At 59.9% G+C, this 21,661-nt stretch carries 18 protein-coding genes and 7 pseudogenes; 6 read left to right on the top strand and 19 right to left on the bottom strand.

Annotation, left to right across the window (positions count from 1 at the left end):
* Positions 1-149 precede the first annotated feature (149 nt).
* Positions 150-2,825, top strand: a complete 2,676-nt coding sequence (locus QNA11_RS00580) for a DEAD/DEAH box helicase (RefSeq protein WP_283481537.1) — start codon at positions 150-152, stop codon at positions 2,823-2,825.
* A 4-nt stretch (positions 2,826-2,829) separates the two neighbouring features.
* Positions 2,830-4,074 (top strand): SWIM zinc finger family protein, encoded by a 1,245-nt coding sequence (locus QNA11_RS00575; RefSeq protein WP_283481536.1) that lies wholly within the window; start codon positions 2,830-2,832, stop codon positions 4,072-4,074.
* A gap of 161 nt (positions 4,075-4,235) precedes the next feature.
* On the opposite strand, the gene QNA11_RS00570 is transcribed toward QNA11_RS00575, so the two are convergent.
* The 5 genes and pseudogenes from QNA11_RS00570 to QNA11_RS00545 form a co-directional block, all read right to left on the bottom strand.
* Positions 4,236-4,517, bottom strand: a complete 282-nt coding sequence (locus tag QNA11_RS00570; RefSeq protein ID WP_283481535.1) for a helix-turn-helix domain-containing protein — start codon at positions 4,515-4,517, stop codon at positions 4,236-4,238.
* Positions 4,514-5,332 carry a type II toxin-antitoxin system RelE/ParE family toxin gene (locus QNA11_RS20590; RefSeq protein WP_349362217.1) on the bottom strand — a complete coding sequence of 273 codons (819 nt, stop codon included), beginning with the start codon at positions 5,330-5,332 and terminating at the stop codon, positions 4,514-4,516. Before QNA11_RS20590 ends, QNA11_RS00570 begins: the two co-directional genes overlap by 4 nt.
* 142 nt (positions 5,333-5,474) lie before the next feature.
* Positions 5,475-5,714: pseudogene (locus tag QNA11_RS20695) on the bottom strand (Tn3 family transposase); the annotation flags it as partial.
* 542 nt (positions 5,715-6,256) lie between these two features.
* Complete coding sequence (locus QNA11_RS00550; RefSeq protein ID WP_283481533.1) at positions 6,257-6,736, bottom strand: hypothetical protein; 480 nt, start codon at positions 6,734-6,736, stop codon at positions 6,257-6,259.
* A 144-nt stretch (positions 6,737-6,880) separates the two neighbouring features.
* On the bottom strand, positions 6,881-7,156 hold the full coding sequence (locus tag QNA11_RS00545; protein ID WP_502867549.1) for a DUF4158 domain-containing protein: 276 nt from the start codon (positions 7,154-7,156) through the stop codon (positions 6,881-6,883).
* Between the two features lie 15 nt (positions 7,157-7,171).
* On the opposite strand from QNA11_RS00545, the pseudogene QNA11_RS00540 reads away from it, so the two are divergent.
* A pseudogene (locus QNA11_RS00540) lies at positions 7,172-7,423 on the top strand (transposase family protein); the annotation flags it as partial.
* 970 nt (positions 7,424-8,393) lie between these two features.
* On the opposite strand, the gene QNA11_RS00535 reads toward QNA11_RS00540, so the two are convergent.
* From QNA11_RS00535 to QNA11_RS20680, 5 genes and pseudogenes are all read right to left on the bottom strand, one after another.
* Positions 8,394-8,894 (bottom strand): hypothetical protein, encoded by a 501-nt coding sequence (locus QNA11_RS00535; protein WP_283481532.1) that lies wholly within the window; start codon positions 8,892-8,894, stop codon positions 8,394-8,396.
* Positions 8,895-9,020: 126 nt separating this feature from the next.
* Positions 9,021-9,323: a hypothetical protein gene (locus tag QNA11_RS00530; protein ID WP_283481531.1), complete on the bottom strand. Its 303-nt coding sequence runs from the start codon at positions 9,321-9,323 to the stop codon at positions 9,021-9,023.
* A 317-nt stretch (positions 9,324-9,640) separates the two neighbouring features.
* On the bottom strand, positions 9,641-10,024 hold the full coding sequence (gene tnpB / locus QNA11_RS20690; protein ID WP_502867548.1) for an IS66 family insertion sequence element accessory protein TnpB: 384 nt from the start codon (positions 10,022-10,024) through the stop codon (positions 9,641-9,643).
* Positions 10,025-10,128: 104 nt separating this feature from the next.
* Positions 10,129-10,413, bottom strand: a pseudogene (locus QNA11_RS20685) (transposase); the annotation flags it as partial.
* Positions 10,414-10,705: 292 nt separating this feature from the next.
* Positions 10,706-11,788: pseudogene (locus QNA11_RS20680) on the bottom strand (glycosyltransferase family 2 protein); the annotation flags it as partial.
* A gap of 1,674 nt (positions 11,789-13,462) precedes the next feature.
* On the opposite strand from QNA11_RS20680, the gene QNA11_RS00520 reads away from it, so the two are divergent.
* Positions 13,463-14,083, top strand: a complete 621-nt coding sequence (locus QNA11_RS00520; RefSeq protein WP_283481529.1) for a hypothetical protein — start codon at positions 13,463-13,465, stop codon at positions 14,081-14,083.
* A gap of 423 nt (positions 14,084-14,506) precedes the next feature.
* Here QNA11_RS00520 and QNA11_RS20675 read toward each other — a convergent pair.
* Positions 14,507-14,776, bottom strand: a pseudogene (locus QNA11_RS20675) (glycosyltransferase); the annotation flags it as partial.
* On the opposite strand from QNA11_RS20675, the gene QNA11_RS00510 reads away from it, so the two are divergent.
* Positions 14,690-15,058: a hypothetical protein gene (locus QNA11_RS00510; protein ID WP_283481527.1), complete on the top strand. Its 369-nt coding sequence runs from the start codon at positions 14,690-14,692 to the stop codon at positions 15,056-15,058. The pseudogene QNA11_RS20675 and the gene QNA11_RS00510 sit on opposite strands and share 87 nt — an antisense overlap.
* A gap of 958 nt (positions 15,059-16,016) precedes the next feature.
* Here QNA11_RS00510 and QNA11_RS00505 read toward each other — a convergent pair.
* Positions 16,017-16,997, bottom strand: coding sequence for a GDP-mannose 4,6-dehydratase (locus QNA11_RS00505; protein ID WP_283484134.1), 981 nt, complete (start codon positions 16,995-16,997; stop codon positions 16,017-16,019).
* Between the two features lie 606 nt (positions 16,998-17,603).
* Here QNA11_RS00505 and QNA11_RS00500 point away from each other — a divergent pair.
* Positions 17,604-17,801: a hypothetical protein gene (locus tag QNA11_RS00500; RefSeq protein ID WP_283481526.1), complete on the top strand. Its 198-nt coding sequence runs from the start codon at positions 17,604-17,606 to the stop codon at positions 17,799-17,801.
* On the opposite strand, the gene QNA11_RS00495 is transcribed toward QNA11_RS00500, so the two are convergent.
* The 7 genes and pseudogenes from QNA11_RS00495 to QNA11_RS00465 all read right to left on the bottom strand — a co-directional run bounded on the left by QNA11_RS00495 (position 17,798) and on the right by QNA11_RS00465 (position 21,512).
* On the bottom strand, positions 17,798-18,061 hold the full coding sequence (locus tag QNA11_RS00495) for a GDP-mannose 4,6-dehydratase (protein ID WP_283481525.1): 264 nt from the start codon (positions 18,059-18,061) through the stop codon (positions 17,798-17,800). The genes QNA11_RS00500 and QNA11_RS00495 overlap by 4 nt on opposite strands.
* Positions 17,985-18,254, bottom strand: a pseudogene (locus QNA11_RS00490) (GDP-mannose 4,6-dehydratase); the annotation flags it as partial. The gene QNA11_RS00495 and the pseudogene QNA11_RS00490, both read right to left, overlap by 77 nt.
* Before the next feature lie 166 nt (positions 18,255-18,420).
* Positions 18,421-18,576: pseudogene (locus tag QNA11_RS00485) on the bottom strand (GDP-mannose 4,6-dehydratase); the annotation flags it as partial.
* Positions 18,564-18,800, bottom strand: coding sequence for a hypothetical protein (locus tag QNA11_RS00480; protein ID WP_502867547.1), 237 nt, complete (start codon positions 18,798-18,800; stop codon positions 18,564-18,566). The gene QNA11_RS00480 and the pseudogene QNA11_RS00485, both read right to left, overlap by 13 nt.
* A gap of 34 nt (positions 18,801-18,834) precedes the next feature.
* Positions 18,835-18,960: a hypothetical protein gene (locus QNA11_RS00475; RefSeq protein ID WP_283481523.1), complete on the bottom strand. Its 126-nt coding sequence runs from the start codon at positions 18,958-18,960 to the stop codon at positions 18,835-18,837.
* 282 nt (positions 18,961-19,242) lie between these two features.
* Positions 19,243-20,121 carry a hypothetical protein gene (locus tag QNA11_RS00470; protein WP_283481522.1) on the bottom strand — a complete coding sequence of 293 codons (879 nt, stop codon included), beginning with the start codon at positions 20,119-20,121 and terminating at the stop codon, positions 19,243-19,245.
* Positions 20,122-20,282: 161 nt separating this feature from the next.
* Entirely contained in the window at positions 20,283-21,512 is a 1,230-nt protein-coding gene (locus QNA11_RS00465; RefSeq protein ID WP_283481521.1) for a class I SAM-dependent methyltransferase, read from the bottom strand.
* Between the last annotated feature and the right edge of the window lie 149 nt (positions 21,513-21,661).

Genomic DNA, 21,661 nt, shown 5'->3' with positions numbered 1-21,661 from the left:
GTCTTATGATGATTTTTTCGCAGCCGGCCGGCGCGTCGAAGGCGTCTTTGAAAAGCAAGCGAACAACGGCGGCATCGCTTCCGAGGCGGCGCCCTCGACGATCTCCTGATAATGTGAATCGCTCACCTTCTAAAGACGACTGATCGCTCATGCCAGCTACACTCATGCCCGTTCTGACGCCGCATGGCGCGCTGCGCCTCGAGAGGCGGGAGGGCGAGTCGCAAGTCGACGACGAGGTTGCGGCTCGCCTCGAAGCACATTTTGCTCGCGGCGACGGCCATGGTCTGCTGCATCTGGGCCTCGCCGGGCCGGGGGCCGATCTGCCTCCGAGCCTGGCTTATTGGCGCGCCTACGCGATGCGCTTTGGGCGACTGCTCTGCGCGTCGTCCGAGGCCGCCGAGGAGCCGCCGTCTGCGGAGGCGCTCGCCGAGCTGGTCGTCGCCGCGCCGCCCATGCCAGGGGGCGAATATCTGAACGCCCAAACCCTCAAGACGCTTTGGGGCAGGATGGCGGAGGCGCTCCGCGCCGAGCTCGCCGCAAGCGGCGCGTCGCTGCGGGATTTCATGATAGCCGAGGATCGGCGCTGGCGGCTGGTCGGGCGCGTGCATCTCAACCTCGCGGAGAACCGGCGCGATCCCGATTTTCCTTTCGCCTTCATGGCGACCTATGCGGCCTCGCTCGCCGAGCACGGCGCCTTGCGTCATGCGCCGCTCGCGCAGGCGCTGCGCGACTTCGCCGACGACAAGCGCAAGCTGCTCGAGCTGCTGGAGCCCGTCAGCCATGCGGCCGAGCGGCTGGACTGGCTGAAGGAGATCGTCGACGGCGGCGAAATTTTCCACCCGCTGCGCTGGACGCCGAAAGACGCCCTGCGCTTTCTCGAGAGCGTCGAGACGATGGAGGCCTCGGGGCTGGTGGTGCGCATGCCGGCGAGCTGGCGCATGAATCGTCCGAGCCGTCCCGAGGTCGAAGCGACGATCGGCTCCAACGCGCCGTCGCGGGTGGGCGTCGAGCAAATGCTCGACTTCGACATGCGCGTCACGCTCGACGGCGAGACGCTGACGGCGGAGGAGATCGGGAGTCTGCTCGCGGCGACCGACGGTCTCGCGCTGCTGCGCGGCAAATGGGTCGAGATCGACAGCGAGCGTCTGAAGACGACGCTCGAGCGTTTCGAAGCGGTGGAAAAGCTCGCCGATGCGGAAGGCCTGAATTTCGCACAGGCGATGCGCCTCGTCGCCGGCGCCGATATCGGCGCAAAGGCCGGTGCGCCGGCGGATACGAAATGGGGCCATATCGACGCGGGGCCCTGGCTCGCCGAGACGCTGCGCGCCTGTCGCGATCCGCAGGCCGCCGCCGAGGCCGATCCAGGCGCCGCCCTGAAGGCCGAGCTGCGCCCCTATCAAAAGGCCGGCGTGCAATGGCTGGCCTTTCTCACGCGCCTCCAGCTCGGCGCCTGTCTCGCCGACGACATGGGCCTCGGCAAGACCATTCAGCTCCTCGCGCTGCTTCTCACGGCGAAGCAGCGCGCGCCCGGGGGCGGTCCGAGCATTCTCGTCGCGCCGGCGTCGCTGCTCGCCAATTGGGCGTCGGAGGCCGCCCGCTTCGCGCCGAGCCTGCGAGTCGTCGTCGTCCACCCGGCTTTCATGCCAGCCGCGGAGCTGAAGCGCGCGACCGCGGAGAGCTTCTCGGCCGCCGATCTCATCGTGACGAGCTACGCCACGCTGCTGCGCATAAACGCCTTCGCGGAAACCAAATGGCGCCTGGTCGTGCTCGACGAAGCCCAGGCGATCAAGAACCCCAACGCCAAGCAGACGCGCGCGGTCAAGGCGCTGCGCGGGCAGGCGCGCATCGCGCTCACCGGCACGCCGATCGAGAATAATCTTCGCGATCTGTGGTCGATCTTCGATTTCATCAATCCCGGACTGCTCGGAACGTCGAAGGCCTTCGCCGATTTCGTCAAACGCCTCGCCTCGAGCGATCCGCCCTCCTATGCGCCGCTGAAGAAACTCGCGGCGCCCTATATTCTGCGCCGCCTCAAGACCGACAGAAGCGTCATCGCCGATCTTCCCGACAAGACCGAAGTCGCGGCCTATTGCGCGCTGAGCAAGACCCAGGCGATTCTCTACGAGGCGGCGGTCGCCGAGCTCGAGAAGCGCCTCGAACAGGCGGATGACGACATCGCCCGGCGCGGCCTCGTTCTATCCATGCTGATGCGGCTCAAGCAGATTTGCAATCACCCCTCGCAATGGCTCGCCGACGGCGCCTACGACCCGGCGCAGAGCGGCAAGTTCGCGCGGCTCGCGGAGATCGCCGAGACTGTCGCCGGTCGTCAGGAAAAGCTGCTGGTCTTCACACAGTTCAAGGAGATCATCTCACCCCTGGAACATTTGCTCGCCTCTGTCTTCGGCCGGTCCGGCCTCGCGCTCCATGGCGGGACGGCGGTAGGAAAACGCAAGGATCTCGTGAAAAAATTCCAGGAGGACGAGACTGTCCCTTTCTTCGTCCTGTCGTTGAAAGCGGGCGGCTCGGGCCTCACTCTGACCGCAGCCTCGCATGTCGCGCATTTCGACCGCTGGTGGAATCCATCTGTGGAAAACCAGGCGACCGACCGCGCTTTTCGTATCGGCCAGAAGCGCAACGTCCTCGTGCATAAATTCGTCTGCCGTGGCACGATCGAAGAACGAATCGACGCGCTGATCGAATCGAAGCGGCAATTGGCGCAGGACGTCCTCGGGGGCGGACAGGAGATCGACCTCGCGGGGATGAATGATCGCGATATTCTGGCGCTGGTCAGGCTCGATCTCGACGCCGCGATGAAGGAAACGTGAAGCCATGTCCTTCTGGAGCTACCCTCCCTATGTCCCCGTCGCCCAGCGCCGGGCGCAGGCGGCGAAGGAGGTCGCAAAGCTGAAGAAGAAGGGGCGGGTCATCACGCCCGTCGTTCTCGACGGCCGGAAGATCGCGCAGAGCTTTTGGGGCAAAGCCTGGTGCGACAATCTCGAGCGCTATTCCGATTTCGAAACCCGCCTGCCGCGCGGGCGAACCTATGTGCGCAACGGCTCCGTCGTCGATCTTCAAATCGCAAAGGGAAAAATCACCGCGCTGGTCAGCGGCTCGCAGATTTATGAAATCGATATCGCCGTGACATCGGCGACGCCTGGGCGCTGGAAAGCGATCTGCCGCGACTGCGCCGGCTCGATCGCCTCGCTCGTCGAATTGCTGAAAGGCAAGATTTCGAAAAATGTCATGGAGCGGGTCTGCCGCGAGAGCGACGGCCTATTCCCAGCCCCGCGCGAGATCAAAATGTCGTGCTCCTGCCCAGATGGGGCAGAGATGTGCAAGCATGTCGCGGCGACGCTCTATGGCGTCGGAGCGCGCCTGGACGCGCAGCCCGAGCTGCTGTTCCTTCTGCGCGGCGTCGACAGCGCCGATCTGGTCTCGAACGCCGACGCCGGGGCGACCTCCTCTCGCCCGGATGCGAGCCAACGCATCATCGCGCAGGACGATGTCGCCGCGCTGTTCGGCATCGACATGTCGCCCATGCCGATCGAGGCCGCGCCCTCGCCCCGAGAGGCGGCGACGATAGCCGGGCCCGGCGCGACGCGGAAGGCGGCTGGTCCGACAATGGCGGCTTCGAAAGAGCCGGAGTCGAAAAGTCGCAAGGCCAAATCGCCGAGCGCGGCGAACACAAGCCCGGCGACGACCGCAACTCTCACGGCAAAGCAAGCGTCCCCGGCTTCTACAAAGCGCGCATCCACGAAGTCCGCAGCAAATGCCTCGACGTCTCGGACGCCTATCGCTACGGCCGATGCAAAGTCGCGATTGCAGACCAATAAGGGCAAGACAGGGCAAAAGCGGAGCGAGAAGTCGCCATCCATGCCCTTCGACGCCGTCGCCGCGGCTCAGGAAATTTCGGGAACGAAAAGGACGCGCGTCACCGACCTGAAGCCGGTCGCGTCGCCGGGGAAAAGAAACACGCCCAAGGCAAATTCATCGGCGCGGAAGACCGAGTCGACAAAGCCAGCAGGAACCGAGGGAGATTCGAGAAGGCGACGCGCATCCGGTAAAGAGCGGTAGACCAGCGAATTTGATCGCTCCTCAGGGGCGAAGACCTCGCGATCCACCAGCTCGCGATCGTCCTTCAGAAGAAATTCGAAGCGGTCTGGCGGCTCGTGCAAAGCTTGGGGACTTCGAAGGCGTCAATTGCCGGAAGTGGGCCGCTCCCAACTCGAAAAGGGTCAAGCCGCAGAGAGGCGAACGTGGAACTTGCTCCCTGTCGCCTCGGCGAAATGCAAAAGAGTCTTCGTGCTCGGCAATGTTTGCCCGCTCTCCAGCCGAGCAATAGCTGGCTGGCTCGTGCCCATGCGTGTCGCCAACTCGGCCTGAGAGAGGCCGGCACGAAGGCGAGCTTTGACCAGCTCTGCGGAAATCTCGAATTCGGGAGCGAGGGCGTCGTATTCGGCCTTGACCGTGGGGTTGGCCATGAGGCGAGCTTTGATCTTTTCGAATGGAATGGTCATGCGACCTCCTTTGCTCGACGCAATGCGAGCTCGATTTCGGCGCGTGGTGTTTTCTGGGTCTTTTTCACAAAGGCCCTGAGCACCACGACCCTGCGGCCGACCGCCGTGATGTAAAGCGCTCGGGCTATTCCGTCTCGGCCCGTAAGATGCAATTCCCACAGCTTCCCTTCCAAGTGTTTTACATGTGGCTCGCTCAGGCTTTCCAGCCCGACCGAGCTTATGCGCTCGGCAAGCCGGAGGAACCTCGCCTGCATGTCCACTGGAAGGGCGGCGATCCATGCGCAGGGCGTGTTGCCGAGGGCATGCGACGTGGCCACAGTTGGAGGAGACTGTAGACGGTCGACACGGCGTGGCCGCTCGCATGTCCCGGGCGTCGCGCCTTTACGCGACCAAGAGATAGAGGAGCCAAAATGTCGAGACGGACGAAAGCTGGGAGCCATGCGCCGCGCAAGGAGGCGGGCAACGCCGTCCGAAAGAGGAAGGCCGCCGCGGTGCTCGAACGCAAAGCCGGATGACTTCGCCCCAATGCTCGCGAATGACGTCATGCGAATCGGACGGCCGAACAGCGCCCCGATCCCTTTGTATGAAGCGGCTTTCTCGACAGCGCCGAGGCGATAATCCTGGAAATCACAAAGGCGCGGCACGAAGCGAAACCCAAGGAGATGACACAGGGCGAAGACATGGTCGTTCGCTCCGCCCGTGTCGGTATAGTGCTCTTTGATGGCCAACGTCGCACGATGATGCAAAAGCCCGTCGAAGACGTGGGGGCTTCGCCCATGGTGGCCGAAATGATTCTGCCGTGGAACTGACCATATTGATCGGAAATATGCGCGTAGAAGAGCATTCCCGGATAGATGCCGTATTTGGCGTTGACGTCGCCGCTCCCGTGCCCCGCCATCCGGCGCGGAAGAATTGACCGTCCGACGACGATGTTTCGCGAGCGCCCCAAATCGCCGCCATGGGCTCGGCGTGGTGGGCGTTGATAATCGCCTTGAGCGCCGACCGATACGTTTCCTCGCGCAAATGCCACGTATGAATCCACGCGAGCTGCGCCTTGATCACCTGCGAGGCATGGGCCATCCGTTCGAGACCAAGGTGGTCGACGGGCTTTCCGGAACGAAGGTCGGTGAAGGCATGCGCAAAGCCGGTACGGCGGGCAACTTCATGCAGAAGCTCGGTAATGCGAACGCGCGGCATCAGCCGATCCAGTGCTCTGTCCAAACGCTCGGCTTCCAGCGGTGTGATCGCTTGCGTCGGCGCCACGCGAAGAACGCCGTTTCGAAGCACGACGCCCGCCACGCGATCAAGACGCAGGGCATTGGCGAAACGGCGTAGGCGCCAATCGAGGAGGCGGCTACGTTCCCGCAGATAATCCTCACATTCCGCCGGAACGGCCAACGTCTTGGCGTTTTCGGCGACATCGGCTTTTGCCAGGAGATAACAGCCGAACTGCTGATAATTTCCGGTTCCCTCGATCCAGATGTCACCGGAAGCCAGCCGGCGGCACAGAACGGCGAGCGTCGCGATTTCATATTAACGGCGATCGACGACGCCCTCTTTGACAATGAGGCGCTGCCAAGCTTTCGGCAGAAACGACAGCGGCGCCTTTTCGGGCATCGCTCCGCGCGGTCCTTCATTCAATGGTTTCAACGGTTCGACCGCCGACAGCAAGGCGTTCTTGTCCGAGGCGGCTCGAAACGTGAAACTCCCGAGAAACTTCGGCGCGAAACGGCGAACTGTCATATATTGATCGCATGCCTAGATGAGCGGATCTTCGTCGGCTTTCCGCCCGAGTTCGGCGGCCACCGGCTTGGCGGCGAGCAAACGGCTCCAGCCGATCTCCTTGTCGAGCGCCTCGAAGGGATCGCGTTTCGCATCCGAGCTTCGATCGTCGACGAAAGCATGCGCATCAAATTGGCGACCTCCTTCGCTGTCGCCTGATAGCGGCGCTCGACGCTCTTGCGCGCCTTGGTGAAAAGGCCGAGGATCAGCCGGTCGAACATACCGACGGCCGCGTCCGACAGGCGTGTTTCGAGTTCGAGCAATTGGGCCACGAGCGTGGCGCGACGGTGGCGCGGTCCATATTCGTCGAGAATAAAGGCCGGCGCAACAGCTCCCTCGCGCGCCAATTGGCCGAACCGCCACTCGGACACCCGCTCGGTGATCTTGGGGTCGAGCCCGATGGCGCGCACGTAGGCCAAGCGTTCCAGGATCGCCATGAGATTTGATGCGACAGGAGCTTCTGCCCAGTCCTGAGCCAGGCGATCGGCGCTCGTGCATGGCCGCAGTCCGAGATGTTTCGCCGCCTCCGCACAGTGCGCGCGGCGAGTCGTGTCGCGACGGGCGTAGTCGCGGAAAACCGGTCATGGCGCGCCGATCTGGTGGGCGACAAATTGGATCAAGGCTGCGGGCGGCTCGCTTTCGAGGCGCCGTTCGACCCCCGGATATCTGAGCAGGCTGATCTGCACGGCCACGCCGAGTTGATTACGGGCACCGCGTTTCGAGGAGAGGAAATCGCGGTCAGCGTCGCTGAGCGAATAGAGCCGTGTCAAGCAGGCCTCGTCGCCGGAGCAGGGCAATCGCTTCAGGTCGAGGCAGGGACGGTTATGGAGAAAACGTGATTCATAAGGGGCTCCGATGATTTGGAGAGCTCCATGCCCGCAGTTTCACCGTCTGCCTCTCTGCTCGATCATTTTTCGGCGCTGTCGGACCCGTGCCAGCAATGGCGGGTGGTCTACCCGCTTCCGGAGATTTTGCTGCTGGTTCTCTGCGCGACGCTCTGCGGAATGGAGGATTTCGTCGAAATCCGCCTCTGGGGCGAGCAGCGGCTCGATTTTCTGCGGCGGTTCCTGTCCTTCGAGCGCGGGATTTCATGCCAAATCTCGAGCAGCGACATCTGCATGGCAACAACCTCTGACTCGGGTTGTCGCCTAGAGATTCACCCATCTGCTGCGATGGGAATCGGAAAACTGCTGCTGAAGCTCAGGGAACTAAACAGCCCTGCCCCAAGGCCCGGATCGACAACTGCTTAATCGAGCCGGAAAACCCGCCGGGCACGTTTAGGCGGATTTCCAGATCCTTGACTCTCGGAGCGATGGAAAAGTCGACTCGAATTGATACACCAGCTATTTCATCGTCCGAGCACTCCCGTGAACACAGCGTCAGTTGTCCCGCATCTCGGCATACATCAATGATGATTGTCCCCCCTTTAGGGGGCGGGGCCCTGGCGACCAGTTGCAACTCGGCTCGAAAGTCCCCTTTCGGTAATTCGAGATATGGCCCGAATAGCCCGAAGTGGCGATCTCCTTCGTGACCCGGAGCATCTATATGCAAAAGGCCGTCTTCTTTTATGCCGATCTGCGACTGAAGCCTCGGATCGGTCGCGGGCAACACGAGTGGATCGCCCTCGCAACCCAGAAGTGAGGATGCACACAGCGTCCAATCCAACCAGTCCGCCACAGCAACTCCTCAAAAAAATCGGTATGAAAGCCTAGTTCCATCCACCCCCATTTCCGCGCGACGAAAAGCGATTCTCCATCGAGGAGTACCCCCGAGGAACCGTAAAATCATTATTGATAGACTCTGCGCCAAAATATATTTCGCCACCGGGCTTTAATACACGGTGCAGAGACCGAAGCAATTTCGAAACTCCAGCAGTGGTGGAAGGATTCAAAGAACACAATCGCGTCGAAGGTCTGATCGGTTTTTTCTACCCAAAAGAAGTCATCGTTGACAAGCGTGCGTCCAGTTCGTTGATCGGCACGCGCGCATGCAGTTCCTCATTTATTGCTTGTAACGAAGTCGGTTATGGCGTGACTACAAGCAATAGCTTCAATAAACTTGACGGAAGAGTCATTCGAAAAAACCATGTTTTCCTCATCCTATGATCTCGAATAGCTCTTTTCTTCGATGACCGTAGACGAAGTCGAGATATTTAACTCTCGCTTGGTCGCCGCTCGGGCGTCGTTGAGGCGATAGATCGATCAGGGCTGTTCGTTTCTCAAAAACTCCCTGAATTTCGAAGACTGCTCGGATATCGAGAGCGACGCGCCATCTGGCGTTCTTGATGTTGTCGCAACCGTCGGCACGCAGAAGATTATAGGCGAAGGAACGGAGTCGCGCGACGATGTCTGGATTTTTGCGAATGCGCGAAGCATCCTCCGCGAACGCCACGTCGCGCACATAGTGGCTACCGTACTCGATACGCCAATGGCCTCTGATCCATTCGTTCCAGCGTTCCGGCCTCGGGCCGGCCGCCGAGGACACCCAAAAGACGATCTCGGTCGTCAGCTTGCAGAGACCGGTCGCCGGCAGACCGTGCGCTCCAACCGCAACACGGTCTTGATGAGCGGCTCCCACCGCGTTTAGCGGAATCACGCCTTCACTGGAAAGACCGAAAGCTTTCGCGTCTCCCAGCGATTGCGGCCTTTAGACCCGGTGTCAGGAACCAAACTTGGCGTGAGAATATCGCGCAGATCGCAGCGGATCTCGCACAGCGTCGCTTCATGCTCGTCGACCCACCCGCGCCGCAGCCAGCCGCGCAAAATCGATCTGGAAATATATAAATGGCGGCATCTGATCGAATATTTCTTCGGTAAGCTCAAAGAGTTCAAGCTCCCGCCCGATCTCGACCCGCTCCTTGCCTTGGAGCTCCTCAAGGACCTCCGGCTCCAGGATTTCCTCGACCCGCACCAGATGCGAGGGAAACCGCGGCTTCTCGCGAGGCGCCTTGCGCGGGTTGGAATCCGCCTTCGCGGCCAAACGCGCGTCGATCGCCGCGAGGCCGGTTTCGACTTCCTCGAACACGACCTCTGTTGCTCGGCGTCGTCGGCGCCGAGCTTTTCGGAATGTTTCCCGAAGCGGTCGCGATGAAGCGTCTTGATGATCGAGGTCGGCCGATCGATCTCGGCTTTCGCCGCCGCATTCGTTTGCGTGAGATCTTCGACCTTCGCCGTCAGGCTGGATGTTTGCGAACGCAATGCCTGCGCGTCGGTCTCTGAACGACGCGCGCCAAGGCATCGAGCGCCAGCGCCTTTTTAGTTCATCGACGTCGTCAGGAAGCTCGTCGAAGCGCTCGATCATGCTGCGCAGGGTACCGCTTTCGTCGCTGAAAGTCCCGAATTTTATGGACTTTTCAACGCTTCCGGCGCGTCTTTTCCAAGGTCAGCCGGCGCTCTGCGGCGCCCGCGCCTCCACCGCCCGAACCCGCCGCCAATCGAGTCTTCGACCAGCGCCATGACTTGCGCGTAGCTCAGACGGATCTCGTGGCTCCCCGCTGTCGGCCAGCAAAAATGCGAGTGCTCGAGGCGCTTGGCGAAAAGAGAAAGACTCGAACCGCCCCACCACACGATCTTGATCCGGTCGGCTCTTTTCGCTCGGAAAACATAGAGGGAGCCGTCGAACGGATCGGCCCCGGCGGGCCGAACGAAGGAAACCAATCTTTCTGGACCTTTCCGGAAATCCACGGCCGCTGCCTGCAGCAGCACCCGTGCGCCAGGCGGGAGCATGCCTCTCGCACCGCGCGCAGCAGGCGGCGAAGGTCGGCTTCCGAAATGTCCGCGTTCACCCGCACAACCGCCCCGCCGAACTCCGTCTCCACGCGCCGCGTCTTTGCCGCACGCGGCTCCGCCGGCGCCTGGCGCTCGATCTTTTCCGCGCGGAGAGCGGCGGCGCGTCGCCACCCGATAAGTTGCGACGGCGTGACATCGAGCGTCCGCGCCAGCGCCGAGACATTCGTGCCGGGCTCCAGCGACGCGGTGATCGCTCGGTCCTTGAAGTCCTCCGACCAACATCGGCGTTCTCCAACCGGTGCTCCTTCGAGACGTTCGGCGCGTACCTCGATGAACTGGCTCGTATCATTCTGCGCATAGGCGTAGACATAGATGTTGCTATCCATGTCTACCGCTACCAATTCCGCGCCCCGCGCCGCCAAAATGGCGCCGAGTGAACGCTTACGTTCAAGCGCATCGCGATGCGACCCGACAAGACAGATCAGAGCTTCTCCGCCATGATCCATCTCGCCGCTGCCGCAATAAGCTCACGGTAATCCCAACTGGCCCTACGCGTCGCTCCTCAAAAGCACGAGGCCATCCGTCCGATCCGAGGTCGATTGCCCAGCCCCCGCCGTCCACAGCTGGCACGGCCGCACCGCTTACGTAATATCGCTGGCCTCGGTGGCTTGCCGCCGCCTAAACCAAAGAACGCCCGAACCCAAATTCGTGGCCGTTCGTGAAATTTACACGACGGCCGTCCGAAACGGACTCGATGCCGTAAACAACGCGCAAGGATGTCGTCGATAGTGATCGAGTATCAAAAAGGCGTCCCTTTCGGCGCCCTGTTTCATATTTCCGAAGCAACTCGTCCGCAGCTCCAGCAAAACGATCGACCCTTTTTGCGGACTCGATATAGCGTTGCATATTGACGATCTCCGCAACGTATACGTCATTCTCCTCGAAGATCTTTGGAAGGAAATGCAACACTTGGCCGATATTCGAGCGCCTATAACGCATGATTTTCTCGGGCGGCACCCCTCTCTCTTCAGCGAGATCAAACACTTCTACGAGACGCTCCATGTGCCAAATCGGCGCATATCTGATCCACGAGACATTCATGTTGACGACGAGTTGCGTCGAGCCAACCCAGAACCCGGGCCGATCCAACATGTTCTCCAGAACATATTTCGTCGTCGGAATACAGCTCCGCATGCTGGAAAAAGGTGGATCGTCGGTGAATTGACAAAATGCTCCCAACGCGTGGTCGCGCCTGAATACGCAGGCGTAGATCGCCGTGAAGAAGTTTTCGTTATGCGCTGCAAATTCGACGATCTTCTCATGGAATTTCGACTCGGTCGGCTCAGCGATCGCGGTCGCGCTTCTCATCAGCTCGTCGACGTCTTTCAAATCGTCAGGACTGTCAAAGTGCGTATAAGAGTAGTTCAGATAGATCAGCTCGGTTCGCGGATGACGATTGATAACCTTGAGAAGGTTACCTACTGTTCCGGGCTTCACCAGATCGTCGTCACCGAGAATCCAAACATAATCGCCCGACGCGTGCTCCGCCGTCACTGCGAGGTTTCCGAGCATGCCCACGTTTTTCGAATTTCTATGGTAGACGATATCGAAGCGCGTGGATAAATCGAGCATCACGAGTTCCGTGTCGTCGGTCGACGCATTGTCGACGACGACGAACTCGACCTGCCTGCGGTAGCGCGCGATGTCCGCAGCCCATAGAGGAATGGTCACTCTCAGCCAATGCGCACGATTGTAAGTCGAAACACAAACCGAAAGCTTCTTTCGGCTCCTTTCGAAAGGCCGAGCGCTCAATTTTGGAAAAGCCTTCCACAAGGCGGTACTCGGCGTCGGCTTTCGTAGCCTGAGCACGCGAGCGAAACGCTCCACCAGTTCTTCGTCGTTCCGGGCGACGGCGCTCTCCAAGAGAACGCATTTGCGACGTAGCAAAGCGATGATATCGCCATGTGCGCAAATCTTCGCGAGCGTTCTCCTATAATCCGGCGCAGAAGTGAAGATCAGAAGCTCGAATCTCTCCGTTGCCGCAATGAACGAGAGGACCGCCTCCCGATTCCGTAGTTCTTCCGACGTTTCCTGAGCGACGACGCCGATCCACCGGCGCCGCCCTCGATTTGCTTCAAACACAGGACAGTTTCGCTGCGCTTCCGGCGCGCCGATGACCGCGATAGCCCAGTCGGAATCATCCTCTGCCGGAATTGACGCCTCGCGATCGAAGCGCAAGACGTCGCGACCGGCGCTCGCATTGATTTGCGCCGCACGTCGACCCAATGCATCCAACAGCGGATTGCTCGATCCGTTCGAATAGATCGTCACCATTCTCAGAGTCGCGCTCTCGTGCAAATAGGACAACGCGCGCTCTCCGAGAATGTGGAGCTGCGGTAGCAGAGAAACGACCCGCGAACGTTCGCGCCAGCTCGTCGCCTGCATAGCACTGCGCAGCCAAGTCTTTCTCTCAGCCTCGCCAGCGAAAAGAAGAACGTCCGCGAGAAACGCGCTTTGGTCGAAAGAGGCCCGGTTGCTCGGGACCATGACGAGCGCCACACGAAGGCCATGGCGACGCGCGTAAAGCAGCAGCGCTGCGCTCTGCTTCGTCGACAATGCCGCGCGCGAAATTTCGGATAGGATCAATGCGCTGTGGTCGAGACAGTGGCGCAGGTCTCGATGCAAATGCAGCGGCGTCGATACGCCAATTTCGTTCGGTGCCTCCAGCCAGAGGCGATCGGCGTTCCAGCGGACAAATACCGTCGGCTTCGCTTCATCGAGTTCGTCGCGAAGAATGGTTGAATCCGCGTCGAGCGCGATCAACTTCTCGCGCCATCCGAACATTGCGCCTTGCTCTGGATAGCGAATTCCCGGCGGACACAAAGGCGCGACGATATCTATGGAACTTCGCGTCAAAGCGATTCCGCGAGCGACATCGACGCTCCGCGGACGAAAATCTGCGATCGAACCTTTGAGAATGTTCGACAAGCGCGTGGTCAAGCGCGAATAGGAATACAAGCGAATCCATGTCCGCTGTGCGTCTTCGGTCGAACCGAGTGCGACCCGATCTCGCGCCAAGGCGATGATCGCTGTGGCGATCGCCTCCACGCTCCATCCCGCCGACCGATGAACGGTCGGTCCGAGGCTCTCGAAAATAGGCTCGGGAGTGGTCAGCACCGGCCGGCCTGTAGACAAGGCGACCCGCGCGGCGCCGCTCGCCGACTCCGTCGTTCCCTGGTAAGCGAAGGCGAGGAGATCGGCGGCGCTCAGCAATCTCATTGATTGCTCGATCGGCAAGAAGTCCGTGACAATGGCGACGTCATTTGCGAGCCCCGACGCCTCAGCGGCAGCGATCAGCGCATTGGCCTCCTCTATGCTTCTCTGATCGAGCGCCGCGCACAGGAAGAGAAGCTTTACGCCCGTGAGACCGCTGTCGTGAACGAGACGAAGCGCCGCCAACAGCTCCTTGTTGCGCTTATGCGGCAAGAGAAAACCGAAAGTCCCGATCCAGAAATCCGCTTTGCGCAGGGACTGGGCCAAGAATTTGGCGGCGCTCGCCGACCCCTTTCGCGCGTCGAGGCGCGCGAACTCGTCGGCTATGCTGTTTCGATCCGCTCCATTCGACATCAGCTCGTCGAGGTCATCCGGTGCCTCAATGCCATGCGGAAAGAGACAGACATTCTGGATCAATCCCACCGCCTTGAGCAGATTGACGTCTTCCAGCGTATGGACGAAGAGGCCTTCCAACTCCGCGAGCATGCGAGCTATGCGATGAGTATCCTCATCGGGGAGCGATCGAAGAAATCTGGTCGAATGGAAAAACAGGAAGACGGGACAAAATGTTTGAATGTCAGCGAGCCGGGCCGCCGCGTCTCCGGAAATGTCGAAAAAGGTCGGATGATGCTGGATGACGACGGCGTCGAAGCTCTGTGCCAGCAGAAACTCGTGCACGTCGAGAAAGGAATCGCTCGAATCCTGATCGTAGAGCGGATAGATATTCTCGGCCGGCGGCGTCCGCCGGTCGCAAATATGCACGATTTCGAACTGGGCGTTTAAGCGATCGACGAGGTGCCTCGAATATTCCGCTATGCCGCAGCGCACGTTCCAGCTCGAGACCCAGGCGATTCTTGGACGCCGTTCGGAGCGTTCCCGACGTTCGAGCAGATTGCGCGCGAAGACGTCGATCGTGGCGGCCGCGCGATTCCATCGGTAGCTCTTCCTGATCTGCAGGAGCCCTTTGTTGATCGTCTGCTGAAATCGCCTCGCGTCGAGCTTCATCCGTGCGTCGACGAAAGAGCCACGTCCCTCGTCGAACGCAAAGAATCCTCTCAGTAACCGCCGCAAATGGGCGACGTTCGGCTCCGCCCAGAACGAATCCGGTGCAGACAGATGCCCGGCGGCCGACGAGAGGGCATAATCGATGGTCCAACCCGTGTCCTCATTGAGGAAATCGATTTGAGCGCTATAGCCTGTGGCGATCACGGGTCGCCCGAGGGCCATCGCCTCGGCGGCCGGCAGATTGAAGCCTTCGCCGCGCGTCGGCAGAACCACGGCCCCGCAGGATCGATAGAGGGCGACCAACTGCGCCTCGTTCATGAACTCTTCATCGACGATGACCTGCGGCGGATTCGCGTGTGACGCCCGCAATCGATCGATTCTGCCATGAATGTCGTTGTGAGGATTGCGAAAAGTCTTGATATAGAGTTCGACGCTATCATTGCCCGAAAATTCTTCGAAATAGGCCTGCAAGAGCGCGTCGATTCCCTTTCTCGCAAAGCAGGAGGAAACATGCAGGAATCGATAAGGGACGTCGTCTCTTTGTCCGTCGGCGACGGACGAGCCGCCTTCTGCGCCGATGATATGATCAACGCCCAGCGGCGTGATTTCGATCGGCAAGGCGCATCCAGAATCGCGCAAGACCTTTTTCACGAAGCGACTCGCGACGAGCAGTCCGTCGAATTTCGAATTGAAATGTTCGATGAGCTCGGTCGGAACGACGCTCTCCTCCCAGAAGAACATCGCAAGCCGTAAATGAGCGGGATGTGGATCCTCAATGGGAGGGTAGTGATGGCAGATCGAAATGCGCTTGTTGGCGTCTTCGTCCTCGCAGTCCCATCGGGTCAGCATCGCTTCGAGTCGGGCGAATTCATTGGTAGGCACGGCGTTGAGCGGACCGTCGATCGGGGACCCGTGCACATGGTAGATCGAGCAATCGGCGACATCACGGAGGGAGAGCGCGATCCCACGGTTGACGACCGATAGAGAATAGTGGTCGTCGAAATGACCGACGACACGATATCGCAGATCGCTTTGGCGACCGCCGCGGGTGGCCTGTAATCGCTCTTCCAGAGATCGCACGACCCTCTGGTTCAAGGCGGAGGATTCTGTAGCGATAGGAATGGCCGGGCGGGACCCCAGAGAGCGGCCCTTCCGCTTCAAGTTTTCGAAAGTCGATATCAGCTTGTCCGATACGAGCGTGTGAAGCGGCTTGTGCGATACGTTGAAGGTCTCATGCGCTCCGCCTGGAAACTGTTGACGTCCGAGCAGTAGATTCTCACCATCCGTAATGACGATCTCGACGGTGAGAGCGTCGACTCGCTCGTCAGCCATCACCGCGAATGGATCGAATGGAATCTCGAAAGCGCAGCAGCCATTCTTGCCCTTGCCGGCGCGCAACAGATCATCGCGAAACAAGTCGCTGCGGCATTCGCTATAGAGCCTGCCGTTCACAAAAGCCGCCACGGTGACCTGCGAATTGATATTTTCGATGTCGAACGCCCATCCGCGCAACAGATTGTTCAAATAGCCGTCGAAACACCCCTCGAATCGTTTCACGCGAGCTTTGGCAGGCTTCATGAGCTGAACTCACCTTTTCAGATCCACTTCGCGGATAGCGTCTGGCGACAATCTTCCGCGTCCGATACGATTGCCTGTGAAAGACCCGCCCGCTGGTCGCTGTGCGGCCTATTTCACGTCCCGCTGGAGCGGGCTAGTCGGCGGTCGTCCTGCGTTCGCTCCTGGAGCGCGCCGTTTCGAGTCGCCAGTGCTCCAGCAAGGACAGAGTGACATCGGCCATGGAGTAACGCGGGGACCATCCTGTCGCTTCACGCAGGCGGGTCGATCGGCACGCCGTGACCGGCACATCGGTAACTGACGGACGGATGAGGCTCGGATCCACGACGACGTCGAAGGGGGTCGTCGCCTGGGCGCGCATCAAATCGAGAAAAGACTGCATCGTGTGAGGCTCGCCGGAAGAGACATTGAAGCAAGCGATTTGCTCAAGCGGCGGAGAGCCCGTCTCGATCAGCTGCATGTAGGCACGGACCACGTCCCGCACATCGAGAAAATCGCGCGCCTTGGAGAGATCGCCGACCTTGATGCGCGGTTCGGCTAATCCCTGTTCGATCCGCGCGATCTGCGCGGCGAAAGAAGGCAGCGCGAAATAGCGGCAGTCTTGCCCCGGCCCCGAATGATTGACAGGACGGGCGATGACGAGGCGCGCCGTGTCTGGAAGGATATCAGCCAGCGCTCGCTCGGCGGCGAGCTTAGCGTTGCTGTAGGCGTCGATCGGCAGCAAGGGCGTCTCTTCGTCGACGACGCCGTTTCGATAGCTCGCCCCATAGACCGTCGCGCTCGAGGTGAAGAAAAACAACGCATGGGGCGCATGTTCGATCAACGTGTAGCCCAGATTGAGGGTTCCGATGAAATTGGCTCGCCAGGTTTGTTCGGCACCCTGGATCGAGCGCATCATCGAGGCCTGCGCGGCGAGATGCACGACGAGGTCGGGTCGCGCATATCTGACCGCCTCGCGCACTCCGGCGAGATCGGTCAAATCGCAGCTGATTGACGTCCATCCGGCGATTTCGTGCCTCGAACCCGGTCGCCTCAGCGCTATACGTTCCGCATCGGGATAGGCGGCGGCCAGCGCGGGAGCCAGATGCGAACCGACAAACCCTCCGGCTCCTGTCATCAGAAGGCGTTTGAACGTCTCCATCCGCTTCCCCGTTTGCATAGATCGTCGCTGACGCTCTCCCGCCTGGCTCTGCATGGCTCATCAGCGCGAATGCGTGATTTCAGTGAACTCGGTGCTCGGCTCGTCGTACCGACTTCGCCCCTGATACCACCCGACTATTGGCGCGTCCACCGTGTCCGGACGATCGCACCTGAAGCCGGATTCGACGATGTCCCGACCAGGGTTGCGCCGCAAATTTTGAGGATGGCCGTGCGATGGGTTCGGATTTCATGAGGACCAGGCAACCATCACGGAGCTCCAGATTTCGGGCGCAGTTCCGCCAACGGCTCTATACTTGCTCGGTGCGAACTGATCCTCTCCGAGGCATTGCGTCGGTTCGACGCCCGCGACAACCTGCGGCAAGGACTTCAATGTCCAGAATTGGGAAATCCAGTCCAGCGCTTCCGCATCTCGCTATGACCGGCATGATCGAGACCCGCGTCGAGCGCAACGGCTCCCCGGCGACGGAGCGGCATTACTATCTCTCCTCGACGCCGCTCGACGCCAAGGCCTTCGCCGCCGTGGCGCGAGTCCATTGGGGCGTCGAGAACCGGCATCCACTGGATGCTCGATGTCGTTTTCCACGACGACCTCGTCCGCCTGCGAAGCGGACACAGCCCGCAGAACATGGCGGTCGACAAACACATGGCCATGAACATCGTCCGCAACCCAAAAGATCGGCACAGCCTCAAGGCCCGGCGAAAGCTCGCAAATCTCAACCAGGACTATCTCCAAGCCCTCATCCGACACGCCTCTCGTTAACCTGCAGCGATTCCCCTGCCTTGCTTTAACCGTTCGACATCGTTGTCGACCATTTCGCGAATGAGCTGGTCGAGCGAGATCTGCGGAGCCCAGCCCAGCGCTTTGTGCACCTTGGAGCTGTCGCCGAGCAGAATATTGACCTTCCCTGGCGGTAGAAATTCGGATCGTTCACCACATGCGCCTCTATGTCGAGGCCGGCATGGGCGAAAGCGATGCGGCACATGTAGCGCACTGTCGTGGTGACGCCGGTCGCACCACATAATCGTCCGGCGCTTCCTGCTGCAGCATCAGCCACATGGCCCGCACATAGTCGCGCGCATGGCCCCAGTCGCGCTTGGCGTCTATGTTGCCGAGGGGCAGCTCTTTCGCGAGGTCGAGCTTGATGCGCGCGACGCCGTCGGTCACCTTGCGGGTGACGAATTCGGTGCCCGCAGCGGGCTCTCGTGATTGAAGAGAATGCCCGAGGAGGCGTGCAGGCCGAAGCTCTCGCGATAATTTTACCGTGACCCAATGTCCCTAGAGCTTTGTGACGGCGTAAGGCGAACGCGGATAGAAGGGCGTCGTCTCGCTCTATCGGCTCCTGGATGAGGCCGTACATTTCGGAGAAGGGGGCCTGATAGAAGCGCGCGCCGGGCGCTCCGAGCCGCATCGCCTCAAGCATATTGGCGACGGCGACGGCGGTGATGTTGGCGGTGAGAATGGGCTGCCGCCAGGAGGAGGCGACTAAGGACTGCGCCGCGAGATTGTAGACCTCGTCGGGCTTCACCTCCTGCACGATGCGCAACAGGCTCGAGAGATAGCCGAGATCGCCGTCGAGCAGATGCACATCGCCGGCGACGCCGAGCCAGCGCAGCCGATGGTCCTCGCCGCCCCATGCGAGGACGACGCTGCCTTCTTGCAGAGCTCGACCAAGCCTTGCCGGTCGCGCACGACATGGTCGGCGGCGAGCACGACGACAATCGTCTGCGGCGAGCGGCGGGCGGCGACGGCGGCGGCCACGGCGACAGCGGCGGCTGAATCACGTCGCGTCGGCTCAAGCACGATGTTGGCCGAGGCGCCGATCGTTCTCAGTCTGATCGGTGACGAGTAAGCGATGGTCGGCGTTGGAGATGACGACGGGCGTGTCGAAAGCTTCGTCCAACAGCGTCTCTATGGTCATCTGGAAGGTCGACTTCTCGCCGATGAGAGGAATGAATTGCTTCGGGAGTGTCTCCCGCGATTCGCAGCCATACGCGCGTGCCCTCGCCGCCGCACATGATGACCGGAAGAATTTTCGTCATGTATCGCCTTTCGGTCGAGGAGCTTAAAGGCCGCGTCACCGAAAGGTGCTGGATGATCATCCTACACCTAGGCCTCCAACAGCAGGATGCGGATAGAAATGGTCGGTGCTGAATGTCGATGGAACTATGTACTCTGGCACATCGACACCCAACACGACCGATTACGTTTCGAGAAGCCCAGCGATCGCAGCATATCGTTGGCAAAAATTTGATCCGGCGCGTCGATCTAACTCGTCGAGCGCTCTACAGGCCAGTGCCCTAGCGCTTACGATGTAATGGCAGAGCGCGAGCTTCGCGAGACTGAATTGAACGAAATTCTCGTCCAATATTGGAGGGAAAGAAGCTACCTTCTTCCTTTCGAAAAGAAGCACGGGGTGGCGGCTGCTACCGTTCGCTACCGACATTCCCGAGATTTCCGGCCATCTCACAAAAGACCCCTCAAGCAATTGCTCCAATTGTCGCGTTAACTGTTGGAGTTGCTCGTCTCTGCACACGCGAAAAGCGAAACTCAGTGAACTGTGCTCGTAGGAGAAGCCGTTCAACGCAAACAAAAGCAGCTTGGCGCGCAGAGCACGGCTATTCTCGGAACGAGATATAGCGGAAATTTCCGTAGGGCCACAAACGGCGACATCCACGATTTTATCGTCATCGACGTCATTATGTGTCCCGAGCGATATCCATCGTGAGCTGCCGAGTCGACGATGAATAGCCGCGGGGAAAGCGGCGCTGTCAAAACCAAAGAAGGCGAAATTGACAGGTCGCGACACGACTTCGGCAATTAGATCGTCCAGATGGCGATCCGCGAGCAGAGTGTTCTGTCGTGATTGGGCAAAGTGATTTAGGCGCCGCTTCTCGAATTTCTTCTCGGCCTCGCGCCGAATGGAATTGGCTTCCATGGACTCGCTTATCAACTCGAAAACGATTTGAGCGCCCTGGGTCTCGACGATCGATGCCCAATACCCGAGCTCCGTTCCGCTTGGAGGGCGATTCAAGACGTGACCATAGATACATCGCACAAGTCCTTCGGTCGCGACGCTCATCTCATCATCCCTCGACGTCCTCTCGAAGACAGATGATAGAAGCCCTGAAAGCCGCTACATGAGGCTGCGAGACCACCTCGGAGGCTATCGCCATTGTCGCTACGTCTAAAGTGACGACGCGTGTTCATCGCGACACCTTCCAGATTTTGCCTCTCCAACCATCACACGATCTCGATTTCCGGGAAGGGAAAAATTAGCTTGCCGCCGCGAGCGATGAACTCTTGTTCTCGTTGCAAAATGCCTTCCTTGAAATGCCAGGGCAACACGAGAAAATAGTCCGGGTTCATGGCTCGCGCCTCGGCTTCTGAAATAATCGGAATATGCGTTCCGGGGGTGACACAACCAAATTTGTCGGGGTTGACCTCTGCGACAGCCTCGACGAGGTCTGGCCCGATGTTACAAAACTGCAGCACGACGTTCCCTTTGGTCGACGCGCCATAGCCGAGGATGCGTTTGTTGTCGGCTCGCAACGCGAGCAGGAGCCTGCGCAGATCTTCGCGATGCCTAAACACCCGCTCCTCGAACTCGCGATACGGTCGAGGCGTCCTGAGCCCCATTCGCTCCTCTTGATCCAAGAGCCAATCGACGACAGCCGCATTGACTTGACGCACAGAGCTTTTGTGGGCCGCCGTGACCGCGAAACTTCCGCCATTCACCGCGTTCATCTGAACGTCGAGAATTTTCAAGTTCGCCGCGTCTAGTATGTTAAGAACCGCCGCCAACGAATAATATTCGATATGTTCATGACAGATCGTGTCATAGGAGGTCATCCGCAGCATCGAAGGCATATAGCTCTGCTCGAAATGCCAAACGCCGTCGGGGGCAAGCACATCGGCGACCTGTCGGGCGAACGCCACCGGCTGCTCCAGGTCGTAGAACATCGCGATCGACGTGACGATCTTCGCCTTGTTCCTCGATGCCTTATTGAAAACTTCTGCGGAAAAGAAATCCGGCACTAGCGTGACGTCGTCCGGATAGTACTTTTGGAATTTCTTCCCAGTCGGATCTATGCCGATCCGCCGCAGGCCCGGCGTCGAGTACGCCCGCAGCGAGGTCGAATCGTTCGAGCCGATGTCGAGGACGGTGTCTCCGGACTCCAGCCCTACGACCTTCTCCATCTTCCCGATTTTCCGCGTCAGGTGATGAACCATCGACTGGTTGAGGCCGGAGCGATAACCGTAGTTCTCGCCGTACATCTCATCCGCGTCGTAGCTGTGCGCGAGCTGCAGCAGCCCCGAATCCGGGCACCATACCAGTTCGAGCGGGCCGACTGTCACAGGGGTAGAGTTACTCGCAGGAAACACGCCGGTGAGCGCCTGATCGCCCAGGGACAACACGGAAATCAGATTTGTCGAACCGCTCACTCTGCATTTTTCAATACGTTTTGCCATATTTCAGATCCTCGACCTTCTGACCTTGATCTTTTGCTATGCCTAGTCCTGTATTTGAGCCATTGTCAAGCAAACCGACGGCCGGGCAGGGGAATCGCTTGAGGCTCATCTCCATGGCTGGGTGAGGGTGAAAATCTGTTCGATGTCTT

Origin of the sequence: Methylocystis sp. JR02 (assembly GCF_030063565.1) — a bacterium.
Lineage (GTDB): Bacteria > Pseudomonadota > Alphaproteobacteria > Rhizobiales > Beijerinckiaceae > Methylocystis > Methylocystis iwaonis.
Note: the sequence above shows the minus strand (reverse complement) of the source record. Positions and strands in the feature narration are given on the sequence as shown.

Bases quoted from the DNA above. Each gene is read 5' to 3' on its own strand.
- QNA11_RS00470 (WP_283481522.1), bottom strand. From the start codon at position 20,121: ATGAGCGTCGCGACCGAAGGACTTGTGCGATGTATCTATGGTCACGTC.
- QNA11_RS00550 (WP_283481533.1), bottom strand. From the start codon at position 6,736: ATGGCGATCCTGGAACGCTTGGCCTACGTGCGCGCCATCGGGCTCGAC.
- QNA11_RS00500 (WP_283481526.1), top strand. From the start codon at position 17,604: ATGCTCGATGTCGTTTTCCACGACGACCTCGTCCGCCTGCGAAGCGGA.
- QNA11_RS00510 (WP_283481527.1), top strand. From the start codon at position 14,690: ATGAATGTCGTTGTGAGGATTGCGAAAAGTCTTGATATAGAGTTCGAC.
- QNA11_RS00570 (WP_283481535.1), bottom strand. From the start codon at position 4,517: ATGACCATTCCATTCGAAAAGATCAAAGCTCGCCTCATGGCCAACCCC.
- tnpB (WP_502867548.1), bottom strand. From the start codon at position 10,024: ATGCTCCCGCCTGGCGCACGGGTGCTGCTGCAGGCAGCGGCCGTGGAT.
- QNA11_RS00465 (WP_283481521.1), bottom strand. From the start codon at position 21,512: ATGGCAAAACGTATTGAAAAATGCAGAGTGAGCGGTTCGACAAATCTG.
- QNA11_RS00575 (WP_283481536.1), top strand. From the start codon at position 2,830: ATGTCCTTCTGGAGCTACCCTCCCTATGTCCCCGTCGCCCAGCGCCGG.
- QNA11_RS00580 (WP_283481537.1), top strand. From the start codon at position 150: ATGCCAGCTACACTCATGCCCGTTCTGACGCCGCATGGCGCGCTGCGC.
- QNA11_RS00505 (WP_283484134.1), bottom strand. From the start codon at position 16,997: ATGACAGGAGCCGGAGGGTTTGTCGGTTCGCATCTGGCTCCCGCGCTG.
- QNA11_RS00475 (WP_283481523.1), bottom strand. From the start codon at position 18,960: ATGACCATAGAGACGCTGTTGGACGAAGCTTTCGACACGCCCGTCGTC.
- QNA11_RS00495 (WP_283481525.1), bottom strand. From the start codon at position 18,061: ATGTGGTGCGACCGGCGTCACCACGACAGTGCGCTACATGTGCCGCAT.